Genomic DNA, 772 nt, shown 5'->3' on the forward strand with positions numbered 1-772 from the left:
TTTACCACGGTGTGGTTCATGACTGGGGTGAAGTCGTAACAAGGTAGCCCTAGGGGAACCTGGGGCTGGATCACCTCCTTACCTAAAGATTTATAGTTTGATGCAGTGTCCACACAGATTGCCTGGTTAAAATGTAAAAGAACACGATGTTCCCAAAACATCGAAAAACTAAGTCCCGTTCGTCTAGAGGCCTAGGACACCGCCCTTTCACGGCGGTAACAGGGGTTCGACTCCCCTACGGGACGCCACTTTCTTTTTTGTTAAAGAAAGTAACAATGGGTCGTTAGCTCAGTTGGTAGAGCAGTTGACTTTTAATCAATTGGTCGTAGGTTCGAATCCTACACGACCCACCATTCTTTCTCACGAAGGAATTAAAACTATCGTGGGCGATTAGCTCAGTTGGGAGAGCACCTCCCTTACAAGGAGGGGGTCACTGGTTCGAGCCCGGTATCGCCCACCACTTTCTAAACACTTTTACGACATACTGATTCAGTAGCTTAGGTTATTGCGTCCATTTTTTGTCGGTGAAAGTCGTTAGAAAGTGATGATGTCTCAATGAGACACAACACAATGTTCTTTAACAATCTGGAAAGCTGACTAGTAAATTGAATCTTAGGATTCAATTACAAATGTTTTATCGAAAGATAAAACGAGTTCTCAAAACAAACACACATTCAAGTGTCTTGTGTAAGAGTCCGGCGAAAACAAATCCTCTCTTTTAAGAGAGAAACCTTGGTTGTTGCCATACGAAACCTCTTGGGGTTGTATGGTT

Annotated in this window: 3 tRNA genes and 1 rRNA gene; all 4 read left to right on the forward strand. The window is 43.7% G+C overall.

Going from position 1 to position 772, the window contains the following annotated elements:
- Positions 1-81: ribosomal RNA gene (locus tag C9J47_RS26850) — 16S ribosomal RNA — on the forward strand; the annotation flags it as partial.
- Positions 82-172: 91 nt separating this feature from the next.
- Positions 173-248 (forward strand) — tRNA-Glu (locus tag C9J47_RS26855).
- Between the two features lie 29 nt (positions 249-277).
- Positions 278-353, forward strand: a tRNA-Lys gene (locus C9J47_RS26860).
- 31 nt (positions 354-384) lie between these two features.
- Positions 385-460: transfer RNA gene (locus C9J47_RS26865), tRNA-Val, on the forward strand.
- Positions 461-772 lie beyond the last annotated feature (312 nt).

This window comes from Photobacterium indicum (assembly GCF_003026215.1).
Lineage (GTDB): Bacteria > Pseudomonadota > Gammaproteobacteria > Enterobacterales > Vibrionaceae > Photobacterium > Photobacterium indicum.